Consider the following 18,236-nt stretch of genomic DNA (forward strand, 5'->3'; position numbering starts at 1 on the left):
AAATGCGACTATTGTGCAGTAAATTCAAGTAACGACTACCAATCCTCTACATAATATCTGGCGGAGCTGTCTACAAAGTGTCTTACGGTTTGCCATAAAATCATAGGGATAACTTAATTATTTGGCTGTTATCAGAGCCTTTACGTAGCGTTCGGTCTGAAAAGTCAAAAAGTCATTGCGTCTTAGGCTAACTTTACCTAACATAGTCAGACTGTATGTATAAAATGTCAGCATAAGTGTGCTTCTCGGGTTTTGACCTGAGTATTTATCATGACTACTTTGCATTTCGACATCATGATATATCAGTCTAAATTTACCGCTCTATTACAAGAGTGGTTTTTACTAATGTGCTTTTGTATGAGCATATTAGTAACTAGGAAATACCCTAGATTATTGCTAAGTAATAAAGGTAAGCTTGCGGCGGCAACGAAACGATTAGCCATACGCTCAACATCCTACTATTTCTTATTTTTTTATCGTTGATAAGGTTACGCTTTATTTATGAAAGCCAGTCAATTTTTATTTGCTACACTAAAAGAAACCCCAAGTGATGCTGACATCGCCTCAAGCCAATTGATGGTGCGTGCTGGTCTTATCCGTAAGATCGCTTCTGGGTTATATATTTGGTTGCCTATGGGTTTGCGCATCTTGCAAAAGGTCGAACGTATTGTTCGTGAAGAGATGCAAAATATTGGGGCGCAAGAAGTACTGATGCCAATGACTCAGCCAGCTGAGCTTTGGCAGACGACTGGACGTTTTGATGATTATGGTCCTGAGCTACTGCGTTTCAAAGACCGTCATGATCGCGACTTTGTGCTGGGTCCAACGCACGAAGAAGTCATCACCAACCTCGCCCAAGGTGAGCTGCGTAGCTACAAGCAACTGCCGATAAGTTTCTTTCAGATTCAAAACAAATTCCGTGATGAGATTCGTCCACGCTTCGGTGTGATGCGTGCCCGTGAGTTCACCATGAAAGATGCTTATTCATTTCATGTGGATCAAACCTCATTGGCCAAAACCTATGATGACATGTATGACGCTTATACCCGTATCTTCACCCGCCTGGGTTTAGATTTCCGTGCGGTACAAGCAGATACAGGCTCTATTGGCGGGTTTGCTTCCCATGAGTTTCACGTATTGGCAGACAGCGGCGAAGATGATATTGCTTTCTCTGACTCTTCTGATTATGCAGCCAACGTTGAGCTGGCTGAATCTGTCAGCACCGCTGAACGTCAGACACCTAGCATGGAGCGCGAAGACGTACTAACAGAAAAGATGACCACTTGTAAGATGGTCGCTGAACACTTAGACATCCCATTAGAAAGCACAGTCAAAACATTAATCGTACACGGTCATACCGAAAACGATGAACCACAGCTAATCGCTGTCGTATTGCGCGGCGATCATCAGCTCAATACGATCAAGGCTGAAAAGATTGAAGAAGCCAATGTACCGCTGACGCTCGCTTCTGATGAAGAGCTAAAGGCAGCTGGTCTGAACAAGGGCTATATCGGCGTCAATTTAGATATGCCAGTATTCGTTGATCGCTCAGCAGCAGCATTGTCAGATTTTGTCTGCGGTGCCAATGAAATCAATAAGCACACTATCGGCATGAACTGGGAACGTGACGCCAGCATCACGCGTGTCGTTGATGTACGCAATGTGCAAGAAGGCGATCCTTCTCCTGATGGTAAAGGTAGCCTAAAAATCAAACGCGGTATCGAAGTGGGTCATATCTTCCAATTGGGTGATAAGTACTCACAAGCGATGAGTTGTACGGTTTCCGGCGAAGACGGCAAGCCTGTGACTCTTATGATGGGTTGCTACGGTATTGGCGTCAGTCGTATCATTGCTGCTGCAATCGAGCAGAACAACGATGACAATGGCATCATGTGGCCAAAAACGCCAACGGTTGATGACTCAATCGCACCTTTCGAAGTCGCTATCATACCGATGAAGTCAAAAGAAGAAACCGTTATGCAAACAGCAACGGCATTGTACGAAGAGCTGAAGTCTCAAGGTATCAATGTGCTGCTCGACGATCGTAACGAGCGTCCAGGCGTCAAGTTTGCTGATCTTGAGTTGATTGGTATTCCGCACCGTATTGTCGTCTCTGATCGTAACCTTGCTGAAGACAAGTACGAGTACGTCAACCGCCGCGAAGCTGAGAAGCAGATGCTAAGCCGCGAAGAAGTCATGGCAAAAGTAACCAACAAATAGCAGTATCAATAATAACGATAAAAAAAGCGCCTATCTTATGAGATAGGCGCTTTTTTGTTGACTTAGCGTGGTTCGTACTCTAGCACTAGTAATGCCAGCGCTACTGACGAATCAAACGACTAGGCTTAGGTAATAGATCAATATCGCTTACACGGCAAGGATTGATATCGATACCGCCGCGGCGCGTATACCATGCGCGAACCATCAACTCGCTTGGCTCGTAGTAACGGCTCAGGTCAGCAAATATCTGCTCAACACACTGCTCATGAAAACCATTGTGTTGACGAAAGCTCAATATATAACGCAGCATATTAGCATTATTAAAAGCCTTGTCAGTCGTTATGGATACGGCTAAAGTGCCCCAGTCTGGCTGATTGGTCACTGGGCAATTACTACGCAGTAGATTGGAATAAAAATTATACGGCTGCGTACCATCACTTGCCATGCTTTCACTGCTCGCCTTTACTTCGTTAGTACTCAGCAATGACGCATCAGGATGCTCAGTTAAAGCAACTTTATCTGTGCTTTCTGCTAGCGCCTCATCAATACAAACCCCTTCAGGCTGAGCAATCAATAGTCCTGTGGCTTTGTCGTTCAAGTCATCATTTAAACCAAACAGCTCTACCTGTACGTCAGCTTGCAGACAGGCTGACAAGTCTTTGGCAATCAACGCTTGCACATCATTCCAACTGGTAAACTCAGTAAAGTTAATACTATTCAAATACAACTTAAGCGACTTTGACTCTACGATAAAGGGTGAACTGGCAGGAATACCAAAGCGCGCAATAGCCACCTGTGAGATCCCTTGCGTATTTAACCAAGACATCTCAAACGCTTGCCACCAATCCACACCAACCGTTAACTTGTCATCTTGCCAGCCAATCGCATCACGACCCATACTACGTGCAATAGGATATAGCGTCTCTGGACTATACTCTGTAGGATAGTCTGTGGTTTGCTCACCCAAGATACCGTGGATACTCATCTGTCTTCCTAATATTGAACTGTTAAAAACTTGCTATAACTAATACATTCAGTGGATAGTATCTGTACTACCCTTTTGCATCATGCATACTACAAGCGCACACGCGAACCGTTGCTTAGTAAGCGATAAGCAATCGTATAGAATATCGCACAGAATACAAAAATCGCTGCCATCGAATACCAAACATTGACATCAGAATAGCCAAGAATCCCGTAGCGGAATGAGTTGACCATGTACACGATAGGATTCAGTAGCGAGACATTTTGCCAAAAAGGCGATAAGTTCTCCATCGAATAAAAAACACCACCAAGATAGGTCAATGGGGTCAATACAAAACTCGGTATGATAGAGATATCGTCAAATGAGCGTGCAAACACCGCATTGATAAAACCGCCTAGTGAGAACAAAATCGACGTGCCAAGCACCGTAAACACCGTTACAAATAAATGCTCGATACCAAGATCGGTAAAGAATAACGCCACTATCGAAACAATGACCCCAATAGCCAGTCCGCGGAAAATACCACCGCTGATATAACCCATCAAAATGGCATGTTTGGATACAGGCGATACCAATAACTCTTCAATACTAGATGTGAACTTGGCACTAAAAAAGCTCGACACCACGTTCGAGTAACTGTTGGTAATGATCGACATCATGATCAAACCAGGTACGATAAACTGCATGTATGGCACGCCGCCCATCTCGCCCACACGCGAGCCAATCATCTTACCAAAGATGACAAAGTACAGACTCATCGTGATCACTGGCGGTAGTAACGTCTGCGGCCAAATACGCAAAATGCGGCGTACTTCTTTGAACCAAATCGTACGAAACGCAATCCACTTTTTGCTCAATGACATGGTTTTATTATGATCGGTCAATTCCTGACTCATAATCCCGCCTCCTTCATGCTGTCTGCACTTTCAATATTTTTGTCTACCAAGCGCATAAACAACTCTTCTAATCGGTTGGCTTTATTACGCATACTTCCTACCTTAATGCCTTTATCAGACAACTGATCAAAGACACCATTCAATGACTCGCCTTCTGTCAATGTGACTTCTAGTGTTTGCTCATCCGGTTGTAATATATCTGTCACCCCAGTCAAAGCCAACTGCTCAGTGAGCGGCGTGTCCAAATCAAAAACAAACGTCTCTACTGACAGCTGTGCCAACAAGTCTTTCATTTCCGTATTAATACGAATCTCACCATGATCCAAGATAGCAATGCGTTTACATAGCTGCTCCGCTTCCTCTAGATAATGAGTCGTCAAAATAATCGTAGTGTTTTCTTCGATATTAATCTGCTGCATAAACTCCCACATGGAACGGCGCAGCTCGATATCAACACCCGCCGTTGGCTCATCAAGAATCAATAGCTTTGGTTTATGAATCAATGCTCGTGCGATCATCAGACGGCGCTTCATACCGCCGGACAGCTCACGTGATTTACTGTCGCGCTTATCCCACAGCCCAAGTGCGGTAAGTAGCCTTTTCGCCCGTGGTTTGGCTTCTTTGGCAGGGATACCGAAGTAACCCGCTTGAGTAATCAAGATATCTTCGACTTTTTCGAACATATTAAAATTAAATTCTTGCGGTACTACGCCAAGGTATTGCTTAGCAATCGAAGGGTTTTCTAGTAGATCTGTCCCAAAGATATGCACACTGCCTGTGGTTGGCTTGAACAGTGAGCTGATAATACCGATCATCGTAGATTTACCTGCACCATTTGGGCCGAGCAGCGCAAAAAACCCACCTTGTGGTACCATTAAATCGACCCCTTTTAGAGCCGAAAAGCCGTTATCGTAGGTCTTGGATAAGCCTTGGATAGAAAGTGCTGGTACATCAGACATGAAGACCTCTTTATTTGTTATCGGTGTATATAAAGTGCCATTTTAGAATAATAGGCTGTGTTGAACATTCGACTGTCATATGGGCAAAAGCCATATAGAAACGCAAGAGTATGAGAATGTTCAACACACTCTACTACCTAGAAGAGACGGTACAATCTCATAAAATGAGGCTACCAATGATGAATTTCAACTGCTTTATATTCGAAGTACCATATTAATAATACTCATCATGAAAAAGCGCCTACCTCATTGCTGAAATAGGCGCTTTATAGATAACTATCCTAAAAGCTTTAAGAGATAGTTAATAAGAATTAGCTGGCTTCTGCAACCATATAATCTACAGCGTTTTGGACTTCTTCGTCAGGAATGTCCGCGCCACCTTTGGCAGGCATCGCATTAAAACCGTTGATAGCATGAGTGTATAAGGTTTCTTTACCCTTTGCTATACGTGGTCCCCACGCACCAGCATCACCAAAGATAGGTGAACCCAGCAAACCTGCTGTGTGACAAGTCTGACATACCGCGTTATAGACAGCTTTACCATCACGAGGACCATCACCCGCTGATGGACCAGCAGCACGTGCTGTTACATCACAAACTTCATCATCTTCAAAACAGACATTGGCAACAGGCTGAATACGAGCAATTAGATTCGGGTACAGCGCGATCAGTTTTTGGACTTGTGGCGTATCTTGCGGGATCGGCTTTTCGTCAGCGGCAGGTGCTACAGCGGCTGTTTCTTCGCCATCTGCTGCTGCCGTCTCTGCGCCGTCTGCTAGTGCAGCTTCGTCCGTAGTCGCAGTACCATCTGTGGTATCTGCAGCAGCTATAGGCTCACCACCTAACGTTTGCGGCGCCTCTTCTACAGCATCTTGTCCTTCTGCTACATCAGACACAGATACAGGGGTGTCTACAATATCTTCAGCTTGGCTCACCGCGATACTAGCGATTCCTAGAATGGCAGCTGCCGATAACATAACTACTTTTCTCATTCGTCACGTTCTCTTATTACGTATACAAGGGCTGAGACGGCTCGGACATTCTGTCTGTCCTCCTTTGATGACCTCTAAGTCCTCAATAGCAGACAGCCATCCCGCGTGCCAGCGCACTTGTAATCGGTGATTATAAATATGAATTCTCCCCAACATTATAAGGGAAAAGGCAGGTAAATTGCCATGCTTGTTTAATGACTTGACTGTTTTTTCTCAAAAAACCTCAATCACAGCTGTCATTCATTGGCTTTATGCATTTTATTTGTTAGACTAAGCGGTCTTTATTTACAGGCACTTTATGCTGGTTATCATGCTGATCTAAGCGTGACACTCTGGCATACCGTTATCATATGCGCTCGTAGCTCAGTTGGATAGAGTATCGGTCTCCGAAGCCGAGGGTCGTGGGTTCGATTCCCGCCGAGCGCACCATTCCCATAAATAAGCGTTATCTGGGTCTATTTCTAATTTGACTTTGTATAGTGTTTTACCTTTATCAAGACCTAGTACATCAGCCACTTTCAATATTGTTTCTTCATTCGGTTTTCGCTTGTCTCCTACTTTATAGTTTTTAAACTCTGATAGTCTGCCTTGTGTTATTCCTAGTCTTTCAGCAAGTTTTGTTTGGTTTCCTGCCTTCTTTGTCGCTCTTTCAAATAATTCGTTAATCATCGTAATTTCTCCTTGCTAATTATCCCCATTTGGATATAATAGGCGTATAGGTTATTTTTTTACCTTGCACTATCCCCATTTGGATATATACCCAAAGGGTAATAATCAAATAATATCACTAGGCAGGAGTGAACCACAATGAGCATTATTAGTTTTGAAACTAAAAGCTACAAATCAGGGGCTATGCTATTAGCAAGCCGTCCAAATTTGATAGCTATTCGTATCCATAAGATAGGCACAAAAAACCTTAAAGAGTGTTATGTGCCTTTAGCTTTACTAGATGATGTAAAGCAAATCAAAAACCATACTGCATTGGTGGCATTCGCCAAAGCAAATCGAATACAGCAATCCGCTGTTACCTCTTGTCCTGTTCCTGCCCCTGCTCCTGCCAAGTCAGCAGCTAAGGGACAGGACATTCTTTTTGTAGAAGTTGAAACGGAAGGACGCGGCAAAGCTGCCGAAATAACCGAAATATCAGTTGTTTCTATTAATGAAACCGTCCTGTTTCACTCTCATGTTAGACCTACCAAGCCAAAAAGCAATGTTTCTATGGGTGCGCCTACTTTTGACAAAGTGTGGGCGAAACTTAGTGAGGTTATTGGACGCGCTGATATAGCGTTTTATAACGCTGACCATTCCAAACGCATGATATTGCAATCTATAGCAATAGCCTTTGATACGCCCATTCCTGAGCATTTTTATACCTTATTTCCTTATAACAAGGTTCTTGATGTGGGTCTGCGTTATGAGCTTTATAACAATAGATTTCCTCGTTTTCCTTGCTCTGCTGGACGACAGCATATAAACAGTGCTTGCGGTCAGTCTGGGCTATTTTGGCGTGATGTATCCAACAAGGCATCAGGTAATGCCATTAAATCCGCTCGGCTCTATAAGTATTTAGATCATAAGGCGGTGGCGTAATGAATTATCAGCCTTTTTTAGATATGCATTTGCTTGTGTCTGACGAATTAATGAAAGCTTTACCTCCAGTCATTCAAGCAATCGCACTTACAATTTTAAGCACAGTTTTAGCCGTTCTTGCCTTTATATGGCTTCGTAAGAACGTGTAGCAGTATTTAAGCATTACAGCGTGTCATTGGTGGCAGGACTAAGTGACGACGGGGTGACACGCTTGATAAGACAAGCCGCGAACTGGTGGTTCTTTGCGTATGCGGCAGCAGTATGAGTGACACAGCTTTTCTGTGGCGTAGCGGTATATTGGGTGATCGTTGCCCTTGCTCGCGTAGTCCTAAAGCTGTGGCAGATTGACTGTGCAAAGGGGGCGCGTGTTGTCCTAATCAATCTTGCTGTGGCTTAACACTAAGACTACAGCCCCCTATCGGTGATGGTGTGATGCGTGAGCATAACAACAAAAACGAAGGCGGATCACTCTAGCGGTAAGCAAATCAGCTTATCTCTAGGGTGAGTATTTTCCCCACTAGCTCAAGTGCTCCGCATAAGCATAACGAAACATCTTGTTAGAAGAAATAGAGAAAATTTAATAAAAGTAATGAGAGCAGAGAAGCTGGACTGGTGCGAAGGGTTCTTTTTACCGCTAAGCGTTTGGGGCTTTATCCAAACGCTTAGCGGTAAAAAGAACGCGCAGTGACAGTCAGCAAACAACCGAAGGGCGTTAGCAAAGTTTAGATGTTGCAAGAATAAGTACAGTAAGGAAGGCGTTAAGGAGTTTTAGCTAATGAAGACAATTCCCCCACTAGTAATACGGGGGTTAAGTACCCCCTAGGGTTTTCAGTATTCAGTTAAGGCTTTTAAAACTTGTTTTAAACAGTCTTGTTCGGTGGTTAGTGATCTTTTGAGAGAGTACGAAATGACAGATTTTGACAAGAACGCTGCTGAGTATTTGGAAAAAACACGCTTGCAACTGGAGCGTAAAGAGAAACTAGCTAAGCATGTTGAGATTCCATTTTTAAGCGTTTCAAACTCTGCTGAGCAAGTGTTTTTAAACCCTGCCTTAGATGCATCAGCGATTGATCCACGTAAGGCAACCGAAGCGGATTACAGTCAAAGCCACCTACTGAAAGTTGAAGCTGTGATAACTGCTGACGGTGTGCAAGATGAAATGATAAGACGACCATCAGGTCGCAATAACTGCTTCATCGACTGGATAAGCATCACGATGCAGTCAGACACTTTTGATGATGCTAAGACGACAAAGGAAGTGCTCGAACGCTTCCGCCAGTCTGCAATTATCGAAAACGCATCTGATGTTTTAAAAGATATATTTGGTTTCGGCATTGAAGGTGAAAACAAAAATGGTCGTAACTTTTATGATCGTAGTTTTAGCTTAGAACATAACGCTGGTTTTATCTGCATTGGTGGTCAGAATGACACGGTTATGATTAGCATAAATGGCACTGGTTGCACTTATGGTAAACATGGCTGGGAAGAACACTTACACGCATGGCTTAACTTGTTTGCTCGTGAATTTAAAATCACTCGTGTTGATTTAGCCCATGACGATTTATATGGCGAATATACAGATATTGACTGGTTTAACAATCAGCACACGATAGGCGGTTTTACTCGCGGTGGTCGCCCTCCTAGTGTCGAATGGCGCGGAGATTGGAAACGACCAAACGGCAAAGGTAGAACGCTATACATAGGCTCTCGTCAATCTGCACAGCTATGCCGAATATACGAAAAAGGCAAACAGCTAGGGGATACAGAATCGAAATGGCTACGCACAGAAGTACAGTATAGCTCACGCGGTATGTTGATTAGCTCTGATGTATTAATTAAGCCAAACGAGTTTTTTAGCGTGACTTATCCCTGCTTCTCTATTTTTGAATTTGAGGGTGAAACAAAGAAATTTGAGCGAATAGATAAGCAAGATTTTATGACTTATCAGCAAGCCATTGATTTAGTAAAAAGGCAATACGGCAGATATCTACACTTTTTCCGCGATGTTTTTGATGATGATACCGCCCTATTGGACGTATTGACAGACATCGAAAATACCGCAATACCTGAGCGCATAGATGTGCTCACTATCCCAAAACTTAGCCACTAGGCAGGAGTGAATACTATGAATGATGACACTATCGTATTAAACGGCATTACCTATGACGCTGATGAAGTAACAGAGCGTACCCTTGTTATCAAAGGTCAGCAGCCTACTGATTACGAAGATTATAAATTTATTGAGGTTTTAGCCGAGTTAAGAAATAAAAAACCTAACGCTGGTGGTCGTGCTCAAGCTGCTTACCGTTATTCGGATTTAAGCGATCATAACAAGTTTAACGAACATCAATACCCTTACAAAGCCAATGTAAAAATGATTTCTACAGTTGATAAAAAGGGTAATCAGGTTAATGAGATTGTTTGGGTTGATTTTGCCAATATTGAAGAATTAGCGACTATCCCTCGCAAAGAATTAGAAGCCTTTGAAAAATGGAAGGCTCAGACTGCGAATAAACACGCCAATGTTGCTGGAGTTAAATAATCATGGATCCAGTCAAACTATTTATCTACACGTTTGTCATTACTGCCGTGATTGCTGCGGTGATATGGCTCTTATTCTTTAAGAAGTAACCGAATATGCCAAGCGAAGTATTTCAAGCCGTTTATGTATGTTTACAGCCTAACGCTGATAATCCAGCATTGTGCGACGCTTGGCAACAAGTGCATCAGGGTAACTACATTACACCTGAGCTAGCTGGGCAAATAATAATGTTTGCCTTCATTATCAATATAGTCGTGTATGGCTTTGTAGCCTTGAAACGGACTATTTAAAAAAGGAAGTTGTTATGGAAGTTCAAAATCAAGCGGTAGCAGTTCAAGACGTAGCAGTTACCGAAGACAAAGGCGTAATGGGTTTAACAATGCGTTTCTTACCTGCTACTGGTGCGGTTGGTGCTCTAGCGTTTACCAGTGCTGCTAATGCTGCTGAATTCAGCTTAGACATGGCAAGTTTGCTTGTGAATATTGGTGTTGTTATTGCTGCTGTGACTGCGGTTGGTCTTGCGTCATTGTCTCTAGCGTTAACTGTGAAGTCGTTCAAGTATGTTAAATCTGCGTTTTAATTAACACTTATTTAGCGTTAACTGCCCTGTCATGGTGTTAGCGCACTATGTCGGGGTTTTTTTATGACTGCTCAAGATGGTCTATACATCATATTTATCATTATATCGTGTCTAGCTATACGCGATTTATTCGCGAGGTTATAAGATGCGTAACTTATATTATCTTTTAAAAATTTCTAGATTATCGCTACCGCATAAATTCAGAAAATATATAACCATTTTGCTATTTTTGATACTTGGCTTTTTCCTGTTCAATTCTGCTTTTGCCGAGTTTGACCCAAATCCTAAACACTCAAAGTGGTTCACTGATTCCATTGTTGCCGATCCTACCGTTAAAAGTTCTGTCACTGTTGAAGCATCTAAGACTTATCCAGTCTCTACGCTTGGTGCTGACGGCAAGCCGATTGTACAAAATCGTACCGCCAAGTCTGTTGTAAAAATAGCCCCTGCTGCTGCTAACATTAGTAAGTCCTTGATTAAAAGAGTGCCGTCTGCTGCTATTAGTACCGCTTTGTTTGCTCTGCTTTCTAAGTCTGTTGATTGGGTTCTAGATAAAGAAAATAATGCTGTTACTTACACTGAAGTTGGCGTCAAGTCTTGGTTTATTAGTGGCCACCCCCCTGGAAGTACTCCCGATGCTCCTTGTAAGAGCTTAGCTAAAAGTAGCAACGGTCGCTACACTTTTCATTCGATTGAAAGTGTGACTAACGACATTTATAGATGTTTTGTCATGGATATATATGTTCCCAATAAACCCCAAAATGTTGCTAATGTCACATCATCAATTACACGCGAGCCTTCTGAGGTATCGATACCTCTTGACCATGTCTCTAATCAGATAATTAGTGATGCTAATAACGGCGAAGCTCCAGCACAGCAAGTAATCTCTGATACAGCTCTCGATATGCTCGAAGCTGGTTTGTTAGATGATGTTTTAGATGCTGCATCTGATATACCACAGCCTGACCCTGATGCAGTAGACCCAGAAACCCCAACAGACCCAGAAACCCCAACAGACCCAGAAACCCCAACAGACGGACAAGACGGACAAGACGGACAAGACGGACAAGACGGACAAGACGGTAAGGACGCAGAACCTTTTGATCTCCCTGCATTTTGTGACTGGGCTACTAAAGTCTGTGATTTTATTGACTGGGTTAAAACTGAACCTTCTGATGGTGATGGTGACGGTGACATACCAGTTGAACAGCCTGATCCTGATATGCACGTCGGCATTTTAGAGCGTCTATATATTGATATGCCTGCTGCTTGTCCTGCTGATCCTATACTTGAATTCATGGGCGCTAAAATCCCCTTTCCCATGTCTATATTTTGTCAATTTGCAGAAATGATGAAACCTTTAATACTGCTATTCGCTTATATAAAAGGGCTTTCTATCATTGGCAATGGTCTTACATAAGGAGTAAAAAATGGGCGGTTTAATTGGCTTATTCTCAAAATTATTCAGCGGATTTTCTAAAACTGGCTTAAAGCAATTGATGCTCGGTGCTGGCATTGGTCTTGCTTCTGCTGGTGTAAGTCTCATTGTTATTAACTATTTCATATCTAAGATAACTGAAATGACTGGAAGTATTGGATACGGTGTTGCTGGTCTATTCGGTCTTGCTGGTCTTGATAAAGCATTGTCTATTGTAATCGGTGCTTATGTGCTCAAAGCCATGTTGCAGCAAGGGTCTTTATCATTCAAAAAATTAGGCGCGAAGTAAGAATTAATAATATTTTTCGGCAACGAAAAATATTATTAATTCTTACGAGTTCCAAAATATTTTAACTGGAAAATATTATGTCAAGCATACTCGGACGCTCTAGCATATTGGTTACTGGGCTTGAAGGCTCGGGAAAATCACATTTCATTATGTCGCAAATCAAGCAAATACTTGATAACCCTGATAATGAGTATGAGATATATCTTGCCAATGTCGATGGGGTAACGCTCGTTGATGCTCAATTTCATATTGTGCAGCCTGAATTTTCGTGGGTAGAAGATGCCCCAAAAAACAGTATTGTTATTTATGATGAAGCTGGAACAATCGAGCGTTTCAACAATACCAAAACTAAGATTAACAGCCATATTGATGTTGAAACATTGACCATGCGACGACACAAAAACGTACTAACAATCTTTGTGACTCAAGATCCAAAGCTAGTCCATAGCGGTTTACGGTCGCTCATTAAGTTCCATTTTCACTTCTCAAACCCTTATAGTTCTGGCGCTGAAACAAAATGTTTTGTTACGGCTGGCGTCAATGATGGTTTCCCAAAAAAGACAGTTATCGAAGAATTTGATCACAAGTTAGACCCTGCTATCTTCCCCCTTTACAAGTCAGTCGATGATGGCGTAAAGCATGACCAAAAACCAGCTAAAAACAAAAAAGCGCAACTAATGCAGCGAATAGCTATTCTCTGTTTTATTCTTTGTATACCTGTTTTCATAGGCATGTTTTATCTCATTAAAAAGGTCAAAGACGACCAATTCGACACAGATAATGTTAATGAAAAAGTGAATAGTACGATAACAGACAAAGCAAAGGATTTTACCGATAAGGCGAACCCAACAAACGGCATGAATACGGCTGGTAATACTAATCTACAGCAAAACAATTTAGATGCTGCACGCTCTTTGGAGCTTTACGATCAGCGATTGCCCCAAGATTATAGAGTAACCGTAAATAATGAAGATTTGCGCGTAAGCGGTGTTGTCATGATGGGTGGCAGCTGTAAGGCATATAACGGTCATGGTGAATTTATCAACATATCTCAAGCGGAATGTGTCAATTACACTCAAGTTGCTGGAGCGATGCCAAAAGCCAACAGAAACGGTCAACGGATTATCACAGAGAATAACGCTAGCGGTAACAGCGACCAATCTAATATAGCTGAACAAAACTACAATAACGGTTCTAATGAAGTTATAGCAAATCCTGCCCCAATACCCCAAACTTAATAGGTGATTTATGTCTCATGTAACTGGTTCTTATAATGCTCAACGTGGTTACTCGTTATACGCTAATAATATTAACTATAGAGCAACGGTTTGCCTTACTTCCATTGGTGAGCCTTATGCGTCTGTTTATGTTTCTCATAATGTTACTGGTGATGCTTTCGAGCGCGCATTAAATAGAGATGATATAACCCATTTTCTATCTTTAAATCTTACTGATGATTTCATCAATCATGCTCTAGCTTTTTATCAACAATAGTTAATCTCCTGCTGCAATTTTGCATATAGGAGTTTTAACCATGTTTAGTAAGCTATCCGAAGTAATAGAGTATTATCAAGAGTATCATCTAACTAAAAATAAGTATCAATATCGAGCGGATAACCTCCGCTTTTTTGATGCCTATAATTTAAAGGATTTAAGAAAAAAAGATATTAGGCAGTACGCACAGTTTAGGCGTGTCACTGTCTCCAATAGCACCATCAACCGTGAATGTTCGTTCGCTCGTGCTGCGATCAATCGTGTGATAGATGATTATGAGATTAAATTAAACAATCCCTTTGAAAAGGTGAAGTTTGTTGAAGCGGATTACATAGCTAATTATTTGTCCAGGATAGAATATGAAAGACTTTTAAAATCAGCTCTAGCTACTGGAAATACTGACCTTCACGACTTTATTGTTTTACTCACCATGACAGGGTGTAGACCTATAGAGCTATTAACGCTTGAATGGTCAAATGTGCATTTAGATAAAAGGCAGTTCATTGTTCGCAATTACTATAGTAAAAGTAAAAGGACGATGTATAAATATTTGAATGATACTGCCTTTAATTTGCTATTGGAACGTAGCGAGCACAGGCAAGGTGATTTTGTTTTTACTAATCCATCGACTAATACGAGATATAAGAGCTTTGGTAAAGGATTTCAACTTTGCAAAAAGCGAGCTGCTGTGACTTGTACGATGTATGATCTTCGTCATACTTACGCTAGCTGGCTAATTCAAAAGGGTGTAGGGATTTATACTATTAAAGATTTGTTAGGACATGGTGATATTGACAGCACTATGCGCTATGCACACTTAGACTACGCACAGTATGTTGATGCGGTTTCATTGATAGAATAATACCAGTCATACTTATTAATAGACGGCTCATGACCTCCGAAGCCGAGGGTCGTGGGTTCGATTCCCGCCGAGCGCACCATTATTTATAGCTTAAGTTTTATTCAAGTTTCGCCTCAAACATTATATTGTTTGAGGTTTTTTTGTGTCTATAATTTCCTTTAAAACCTTTATCTATAAAGCCTAGCTATTGTGTCTTCATCAACCCTTAAGAAGCAGTCTACTCTTTAATAACATAATCGCGATAAGTTTGTGGGCATGCACTCTACCCTTTAAAAATTGGTGACCACCTGCTCGGTGACCAAACGGTGACCATTTTGTGACCAAGGTTGTTGAAGGTCGGTGATGGTTATCGACTCCATTGTCGAGGTAGTTAATCGCTAACTTAGCAACCCATTTTCAATATACCTAGTTGCTCGCTTCACCTCATAGCTATCTGACTTTAATAAATTATCCCAAACATCTAAGCATAGACTCAGAGTAACATCATCCTCATCATCGACCGCTTCATCATATATTCTCTGCAATATTTTGGTTAATTTATCCATTTCACTGTAAACAATTTGTTTAGTTTCATCAGATAGACTGGCTGTAGCTATTTCAATAAATAACTGTAATAACATACTTTTAAAATCACTTAAACATAAAACATGGTTTTCTAAAGCGTAAAATAAATGGTATAGCTTTTTGTTCACTACTTGAGAGTTCATATATATATCAACTAGTTCTTCAGTAATACCTTTATTCCAAAAATTCTTTTCTCGAATACAAGATAGCAAATTTCCTCTTACTTTCTGTGAATCATCGTTAAGTAAGGACCTATATACTTCAACTAGTTTATGTTCTTGTTCTGCATAATCATCCGTGGTCAGAAGTTGAACTAAAACTTGAGCAACACCTAGCTTAACTGACTCATCAGCCATTAAAACAGAGAATATTTCTTTTGCAAATAAATCGTTAAAGAAGTAACGGGCGAAAATTTGTGTGCCAGCCTGCCTACGAACCTCTTCGTACTCAGAAGTAAGCATAAGTCTAACTAAATCTATATACTGATCTTTAAATTTATCTATGAAAGCTGAATTAAAAAAATTATAAGATTCATAAGCACAGCTCATTCTTAAGTCAGATTTACATAAATCTAGAAACCTTTGCAATGCATAATTTATGTCGTAATTTAAGAAAGGAGTCAATAATCTGACTGCTACTATTTTTACAGCTGGATGAGGATCATTTATAGCAGAGTCAATCAAACTCAGATTATCCCGTGCATACTCTTCATTATCCCAAAATATTTTGGCAATACCACCGTATGCAATCCCTCTATAACAGTTTATAGAATTTTGCATTAGACTCTCAGCAGTAGTGTGCTCAGCACCTTCTCCCTCTTGAGGGTCATATACATTGAGCTTGTTATTGTTCGGATTGGATGAGTGAAGAGCAATATCAATAAGCTTATCTAGCATATCAGGATGGTCTATAATCTTTGGAGTATCTGTTAATAATCTTGTCAGTGCTTGACTCTCATCAAAACCTTCAAAATGTCTAATAACTTTGTAACGAAGGTCTAATAGGCAAGGTTGCCAGCTTTCTTTAAAATCTTCCGCTAAATTAGATGAATTGTTATCTGCCAGTCCATAGTAAATATTCTCAATAAACTTCTCATTGATATTTTTTGGCAGTGTTAATGATAGTTTTGCGAACCTCTCAGGCTCATTTTTTACAGCTGTACTTAGACTATTAGAAAATGCGCGTATACTGGATTCTGTAATATTCCCCCTATCTAAAGGTTTCATCTTCCAAGTACTGAAACGTTCTTCGTTTGTGAGTATAAGCTTTGTCCATGCTCTATCAGATAATTTATTCGCTTGTGGTATAGGTGAAACAACTGCACCACCATATGAAGAATCATATGAATAAAAATAAGTATTGACCCCTGCCGTCAATCCCGTATATATAAACTTGGGAGATTTTGATTACGCAGCCTGACGATAATAATCAAACCACACCTGTCTTGGCGATTTATAGCCTAAACCCTTTTGAATCCTAGTCTGATTATAATATAACTCAATATATCCAATGATATCTCTGATAGCTGCAAACCTTGTTTTATAGTCTTGGTGATATACTAGCTCGTTCTTCAATATGCCCCAGATGAGCTATGCTGAAGAAACCGTACAAGTAAACTTGGTAAACTAAGCATATTAATCGGAGTTTATCATGGTCAAGAAAATAAGAACCTATAGCACAGAATTTAAAGCTGAAGCCGTTAAGAAGATATCAGACAATAATGGCAATATCTCAGCGACTGCAAAGCAGCTTGGCATCGCCATGCAAACCTTATCGAACTGGAACAACAAAGCCAATCAAGGCAAGCTGATTGGCACAGAGCAATATGATCCTGATCTCATGAGTGCTCTTCAAGAAATAAAGCAGCTCAAGCGGCAGCTTAAAGTAGCCGAAGAGGAGCGAGAGATATTAAAAAAGGCGACGGCGTACTTCGCGAAAAACAGCTAGTCAGGTACGCCTTCATCAAAGATAACCAGCACTTCTTTACCATCACCACTATGTGCCGCGTGCTAAGGGTTAAGCATTCAAGTTACTACGACTGGCTGAGTCGCGATATCAGCGAGCAGCAGATACATCGCAACCATTGTGAGCTACTCGTTAAAGCCGCTCACAGTGAAACTCATGAGCGCTATGGTGTTGAGCGTCTGCATGCGCATCTAAGTGAGCAAGGTCATAACATCAGTCCCTACATGGTCAGAAGCATCAAAGAGGAATACAGCATCAAATGCCGTCGCCACAAACACTTTAAAGTCACCACCGACTCCAATCACAACAAACTGGTCTATCCAAACGTGTTGGATCAAGAGTTTGATGCCAGTCGCCCTAACCAAGCGTGGGCCAGTGACATCACCTATATTTGGACGCTTGAGGGCTGGTTGTATTTAGCGGGAGTCAAAGATTTATATACCAAAGAGCTGGTCGGCTATGCGATCAATAAGCGAATGACCGCAGATCTAGTATGCAAAGCATTGAACATGGCCATCAAGAATAAACAACCAAGCAAAGGGCTAGTCGTTCACTCTGACAGAGGCAGTCAGTACTGTAGCCATGCTTACCACAAGATCATCAAGCAGCATCAGTTTACAGGTTCAATGAGCGGTAAAGGCAACTGCTTTGACAACGCACCCATAGAAAGCTTCTGGGGCATATTGAAGAACGAGCTAGTATATCACCAAGACTATAAAACAAGGTTTGCAGCTATCAGAGATATCATTGGATATATTGAGTTATATTATAATCAGACTAGGATTCAAAAGGGTTTAGGCTATAAATCGCCAAGACAGGTGTGGTTTGATTATTATCGTCAGGCTGCGTAATCAAAATCT

At 41.3% G+C, this 18,236-nt stretch carries 17 protein-coding genes, 1 tRNA gene and 2 pseudogenes; 13 read left to right on the plus strand and 7 right to left on the minus strand.

Features of this window, described 5'->3' with window-relative positions; translation table 11 throughout:
* The first annotated feature begins 501 nt into the window (after nt 1-501).
* Nucleotides 502-2,220 carry a proline--tRNA ligase gene (locus tag AC5JP1_RS07360; RefSeq protein ID WP_493843659.1) on the plus strand — a complete coding sequence of 573 codons (1,719 nt, stop codon included), beginning with the start codon at nt 502-504 and terminating at the stop codon, nt 2,218-2,220.
* Between the two features lie 100 nt (nt 2,221-2,320).
* On the opposite strand, the gene queF is transcribed toward AC5JP1_RS07360, so the two are convergent.
* The 4 genes from queF to AC5JP1_RS07380 form a co-directional block, all read right to left on the minus strand.
* Nucleotides 2,321-3,205: an NADPH-dependent 7-cyano-7-deazaguanine reductase QueF gene (queF, locus tag AC5JP1_RS07365; protein ID WP_493843660.1), complete on the minus strand. Its 885-nt coding sequence runs from the start codon at nt 3,203-3,205 to the stop codon at nt 2,321-2,323.
* Between the two features lie 89 nt (nt 3,206-3,294).
* Nucleotides 3,295-4,068: an ABC transporter permease gene (locus tag AC5JP1_RS07370; protein WP_319051792.1), complete on the minus strand. Its 774-nt coding sequence runs from the start codon at nt 4,066-4,068 to the stop codon at nt 3,295-3,297.
* Nucleotides 4,069-4,097: 29 nt separating this feature from the next.
* Nucleotides 4,098-5,060 carry an ABC transporter ATP-binding protein gene (locus tag AC5JP1_RS07375; protein WP_319051738.1) on the minus strand — a complete coding sequence of 321 codons (963 nt, stop codon included), beginning with the start codon at nt 5,058-5,060 and terminating at the stop codon, nt 4,098-4,100.
* 311 nt (nt 5,061-5,371) lie between these two features.
* Entirely contained in the window at nt 5,372-6,037 is a 666-nt protein-coding gene (locus AC5JP1_RS07380; RefSeq protein WP_493843661.1) for a c-type cytochrome, read from the minus strand.
* A 367-nt stretch (nt 6,038-6,404) separates the two neighbouring features.
* Here AC5JP1_RS07380 and AC5JP1_RS07385 point away from each other — a divergent pair.
* Nucleotides 6,405-6,481 (plus strand) — tRNA-Arg (locus AC5JP1_RS07385).
* A 75-nt stretch (nt 6,482-6,556) separates the two neighbouring features.
* Here AC5JP1_RS07385 and AC5JP1_RS07390 read toward each other — a convergent pair.
* Nucleotides 6,557-6,721: pseudogene (locus AC5JP1_RS07390) on the minus strand (hypothetical protein); the annotation flags it as partial.
* A 138-nt stretch (nt 6,722-6,859) separates the two neighbouring features.
* Between AC5JP1_RS07390 and AC5JP1_RS07395 the strand changes: the two are divergent.
* The 10 genes from AC5JP1_RS07395 to AC5JP1_RS07440 all read left to right on the plus strand — a co-directional run bounded on the left by AC5JP1_RS07395 (nt 6,860) and on the right by AC5JP1_RS07440 (nt 14,847).
* The gene (locus AC5JP1_RS07395) at nt 6,860-7,642 is read left to right on the plus strand and encodes a 3'-5' exonuclease family protein (protein WP_493843662.1); all 783 of its coding nucleotides are present in this window, start codon (nt 6,860-6,862) and stop codon (nt 7,640-7,642) included.
* Entirely contained in the window at nt 7,642-7,791 is a 150-nt protein-coding gene (locus AC5JP1_RS07400) for a hypothetical protein (protein WP_493843663.1), read from the plus strand. The genes AC5JP1_RS07395 and AC5JP1_RS07400 overlap by 1 nt, the downstream gene beginning before the upstream one ends.
* Nucleotides 7,792-8,549: 758 nt before the next feature.
* Nucleotides 8,550-9,752 (plus strand): replication initiation factor domain-containing protein, encoded by a 1,203-nt coding sequence (locus AC5JP1_RS07405; RefSeq protein ID WP_493843664.1) that lies wholly within the window; start codon nt 8,550-8,552, stop codon nt 9,750-9,752.
* Nucleotides 9,753-9,767: 15 nt separating this feature from the next.
* Nucleotides 9,768-10,184 carry a hypothetical protein gene (locus tag AC5JP1_RS07410; RefSeq protein ID WP_493843665.1) on the plus strand — a complete coding sequence of 139 codons (417 nt, stop codon included), beginning with the start codon at nt 9,768-9,770 and terminating at the stop codon, nt 10,182-10,184.
* Nucleotides 10,185-10,488: 304 nt separating this feature from the next.
* Nucleotides 10,489-10,764: a hypothetical protein gene (locus tag AC5JP1_RS07415; RefSeq protein WP_493843666.1), complete on the plus strand. Its 276-nt coding sequence runs from the start codon at nt 10,489-10,491 to the stop codon at nt 10,762-10,764.
* 145 nt (nt 10,765-10,909) lie between these two features.
* A complete protein-coding gene (locus AC5JP1_RS07420) occupies nt 10,910-12,184 on the plus strand; it encodes a virulence factor TspB C-terminal domain-related protein (protein ID WP_493843667.1) in 1,275 nt (424 codons plus the stop codon).
* 10 nt (nt 12,185-12,194) lie between these two features.
* On the plus strand, nt 12,195-12,491 hold the full coding sequence (locus AC5JP1_RS07425) for a DUF2523 family protein (RefSeq protein WP_493843668.1): 297 nt from the start codon (nt 12,195-12,197) through the stop codon (nt 12,489-12,491).
* 149 nt (nt 12,492-12,640) lie between these two features.
* Nucleotides 12,641-13,729 (plus strand): zonular occludens toxin domain-containing protein, encoded by a 1,089-nt coding sequence (locus AC5JP1_RS07430; protein ID WP_493843669.1) that lies wholly within the window; start codon nt 12,641-12,643, stop codon nt 13,727-13,729.
* Nucleotides 13,730-13,739: 10 nt separating this feature from the next.
* Nucleotides 13,740-13,985: a hypothetical protein gene (locus AC5JP1_RS07435; RefSeq protein ID WP_493843670.1), complete on the plus strand. Its 246-nt coding sequence runs from the start codon at nt 13,740-13,742 to the stop codon at nt 13,983-13,985.
* 40 nt (nt 13,986-14,025) lie between these two features.
* Nucleotides 14,026-14,847, plus strand: coding sequence for a tyrosine-type recombinase/integrase (locus tag AC5JP1_RS07440; protein ID WP_493843671.1), 822 nt, complete (start codon nt 14,026-14,028; stop codon nt 14,845-14,847).
* A gap of 377 nt (nt 14,848-15,224) precedes the next feature.
* On the opposite strand, the gene AC5JP1_RS07445 is transcribed toward AC5JP1_RS07440, so the two are convergent.
* Entirely contained in the window at nt 15,225-16,637 is a 1,413-nt protein-coding gene (locus tag AC5JP1_RS07445) for a hypothetical protein (protein ID WP_493843672.1), read from the minus strand.
* A gap of 180 nt (nt 16,638-16,817) precedes the next feature.
* Nucleotides 16,818-16,994: pseudogene (locus tag AC5JP1_RS07450) on the minus strand (IS3 family transposase); the annotation flags it as partial.
* A gap of 67 nt (nt 16,995-17,061) precedes the next feature.
* Here AC5JP1_RS07450 and AC5JP1_RS07455 point away from each other — a divergent pair.
* A protein-coding gene (locus AC5JP1_RS07455) for an IS3 family transposase (RefSeq protein ID WP_493842780.1) occupies nt 17,062-18,227 on the plus strand; the annotation gives its coding sequence in 2 pieces (ribosomal slippage) (nt 17,062-17,320 and nt 17,320-18,227; 1,167 coding nt in all).
* Nucleotides 18,228-18,236: the final 9 nt, after the last annotated feature.

It is taken from the genome of Psychrobacter sp. H29, assembly GCF_059073055.1.

Coding starts and splice junctions, on each gene's coding strand:
- AC5JP1_RS07360 (WP_493843659.1), top strand. CDS start 502: ATGAAAGCCAGTCAATTTTTATTTGCTACACTAAAAGAAACCCCAAGT.
- queF (WP_493843660.1), bottom strand. CDS start 3,205: ATGAGTATCCACGGTATCTTGGGTGAGCAAACCACAGACTATCCTACA.
- AC5JP1_RS07370 (WP_319051792.1), bottom strand. CDS start 4,068: ATGTCATTGAGCAAAAAGTGGATTGCGTTTCGTACGATTTGGTTCAAA.
- AC5JP1_RS07375 (WP_319051738.1), bottom strand. CDS start 5,060: ATGTCTGATGTACCAGCACTTTCTATCCAAGGCTTATCCAAGACCTAC.
- AC5JP1_RS07380 (WP_493843661.1), bottom strand. CDS start 6,037: ATGTTATCGGCAGCTGCCATTCTAGGAATCGCTAGTATCGCGGTGAGC.
- AC5JP1_RS07395 (WP_493843662.1), top strand. CDS start 6,860: ATGAGCATTATTAGTTTTGAAACTAAAAGCTACAAATCAGGGGCTATG.
- AC5JP1_RS07400 (WP_493843663.1), top strand. CDS start 7,642: ATGAATTATCAGCCTTTTTTAGATATGCATTTGCTTGTGTCTGACGAA.
- AC5JP1_RS07405 (WP_493843664.1), top strand. CDS start 8,550: ATGACAGATTTTGACAAGAACGCTGCTGAGTATTTGGAAAAAACACGC.
- AC5JP1_RS07410 (WP_493843665.1), top strand. CDS start 9,768: ATGAATGATGACACTATCGTATTAAACGGCATTACCTATGACGCTGAT.
- AC5JP1_RS07415 (WP_493843666.1), top strand. CDS start 10,489: ATGGAAGTTCAAAATCAAGCGGTAGCAGTTCAAGACGTAGCAGTTACC.
- AC5JP1_RS07420 (WP_493843667.1), top strand. CDS start 10,910: ATGCGTAACTTATATTATCTTTTAAAAATTTCTAGATTATCGCTACCG.
- AC5JP1_RS07425 (WP_493843668.1), top strand. CDS start 12,195: ATGGGCGGTTTAATTGGCTTATTCTCAAAATTATTCAGCGGATTTTCT.
- AC5JP1_RS07430 (WP_493843669.1), top strand. CDS start 12,641: ATGTCGCAAATCAAGCAAATACTTGATAACCCTGATAATGAGTATGAG.
- AC5JP1_RS07435 (WP_493843670.1), top strand. CDS start 13,740: ATGTCTCATGTAACTGGTTCTTATAATGCTCAACGTGGTTACTCGTTA.
- AC5JP1_RS07440 (WP_493843671.1), top strand. CDS start 14,026: ATGTTTAGTAAGCTATCCGAAGTAATAGAGTATTATCAAGAGTATCAT.
- AC5JP1_RS07445 (WP_493843672.1), bottom strand. CDS start 16,637: ATGAAACCTTTAGATAGGGGGAATATTACAGAATCCAGTATACGCGCA.